Source organism: Pedobacter sp. (genome assembly GCF_045628745.1).
In the GTDB taxonomy this organism is placed as follows: domain Bacteria; phylum Bacteroidota; class Bacteroidia; order Sphingobacteriales; family Sphingobacteriaceae; genus Pedobacter.
This window is the reverse complement of record NZ_JAZQPU010000393.1, coordinates 1-2,193: the sequence shown is the minus strand read 5'-3', so window position 1 is coordinate 2,193 and position 2,193 is coordinate 1. Positions and strand designations below refer to the sequence as shown.

2 protein-coding genes are annotated in these 2,193 nt (G+C 43.4%); both read left to right on the top strand.

What is annotated here, in order from left to right:
- A partial coding sequence (locus tag ACR2F7_RS14405; protein ID WP_432714243.1) for a polysaccharide lyase occupies nt 1–1,406 on the top strand: 1,406 nt, incomplete at its 5' end.
- A gap of 2 nt (nt 1,407–1,408) precedes the next feature.
- Nucleotides 1,409–2,193, top strand: a 785-nt coding sequence (locus tag ACR2F7_RS14400) for a pectate lyase family protein (protein ID WP_432714242.1), incomplete at its 3' end; no start/stop codon positions are given.

The window sequence follows — 2,193 nt, the reverse complement described above, 5'->3', positions numbered from 1 at the left end:
TACCTGCATTTCCAGGTGCTGAAGGCGGTGGTGCTTATAGCTTCGGTGGTCGCGGGGGAAGGGTAATAGTGGTCACTAATTTAAACGACAGTGGTCCGGGTTCTTTACGTGATGCCTGTGAGCAGGGTGGGGCAAGAATTGTAGTTTTTAATGTTTCTGGTATCATCAGAATCAAATCACCTTTAATTATCAGGGCACCTTACATTACCATTGCCGGACAAACAGCCCCTGGTGATGGTGTTTGTGTTGCCGGAGAATCAGTATGGTTAAATACACATGATGTGGTAGTGCGTTTCATGAGGTTCCGCAGAGGCGAAACTTTCGTTGGCCGCAGAGATGATGCCATTGGTGGAAACCCAGTGGGTAACATCATGATTGACCACGTTTCAGCAAGCTGGGGCTTAGATGAAAACATGTCTATGTACAGACACATGTATAACGACAGCACAGGCAAGCAAGAAGTAAAACTGGCAACAGTAAATATCACCATACAAAATTCTATCTTCTCTGAAGCTTTAGATACCTGGAACCATGCTTTCGGTTCTACCTTAGGTGGTGAAAATTGCACATTTATGCGCAACCTTTGGGCAGATAATGGTGGTCGCAACCCTTCCATAGGTTGGAACGGCATTTTTAACTTCGCTAACAACGTTATCTTTAACTGGAACAACAGGTCTACCGATGGCGGTGATTATACCGCTTTGTATAATATCATTAACAACTATTATAAACCAGGACCAGTTACGTCAAAAACTGATCCAATCAGCTACCGCATATTAAAACCAGAATCTGGTCGCAGTAAACTTCCATACGTAGTTTTCGGTCGTGCCTATGTAGAGGGTAACAGTGTTGAAGGCAATGACAGGGTAACCAAAGATAACTGGGATGGTGGTGTGCAATTAGAAGACAAAAAGGGTAATGCGATGACAGCAGAACATGCAAAAGAATATTTTGCGGCTATGCGTTTGAAAAAGCCTTTGCCAATGGCGCCAATCACTATTTTACCAACTATGGAAGCTCACAAATATGTGTTGACTAATGTAGGTGCCACTTTACCAAAAAGAGATCCAGTAGATCAAAGGGTGATTGAGCAAGTAAAAACAGGAAAAATAACCTATATAGAAGGCGTTAAATTGCCAGAGAAAGACTTTGAACACCGTCGTTTAGCTAAAGATTCTTATAAATTGGGTATCATCACCGACATCAGCCAGGTTGGCGGCTATCCGGTATACAAAGGTAAAGCTTATGTAGACAGTGACAATGACGGTATGCCAGATGCTTATGAGAAGAAAGTTGGCCTTGATCCTAAAAATGCTGCTGATGCGGCATTGATCAGCCCTAATGGCTATGCCAATATTGAGGTTTATTTAAATAGCGTAGTGCCTGTAGACACTGTAAAACCATAACCATGAGGTTTAAATTCTCTTCTTTAGCAGTGGTTTTAATGGGTCTTGGACAGGCGGCCTTTGCACAATATCCTATTATTCCTGCGGCGATGGAAACCGAGGCAGATGCTGCCTTGCAAAAAATTCAAAAACGCTCTGATGCTATTTTTCTGCAACAAAAGGCGCAGATCGATCAAGATGCTAAAAATGGTAAGCCCTATATTCCATGGGCAGCAAAACCATCAGATTTGCCGCAAGCTAAAATTGTAGCTTTTCCAGGTGCTGAAGGTGGTGGTGCTTATACTACTGGTGGTCGCGGAGGGAAGGTCTTTGTGGTATCCAGTTTAGCAGATTCCGGACCAGGATCTTTACGTGAAGCTGTTGAAGTAGCAGGCCCACGAATTATTGTTTTCAATGTAGCCGGGATCATCCAGCTGCAAACACCTTTGATCATCAGGGCACCTTATATTACTATTGCAGGTCAAAGTGCACCTGGCGATGGTATTTGTATTGCCGGAGAATCGGTATGGATCAATACTCATGATGTGGTAATCAGGTTTATGCGTTTTCGCAGGGGAGCTACAGAGGTTACCCGCAGAGATGATGCTATTGGAGGCAATCCAGTTGGAAACATCATCATTGACCACGTTTCTGCCAGCTGGGGTCTTGATGAAAACATGTCTATCTACAGGCATGTTTACGATCCGCAGGATGGTACAAAACCACAGAAACTGCCTACTGTAAATGTAACTATTCAAAACTCCATCTTTTCAGAAGCATTAGATACTTATAACCATGCCTTTGGCAG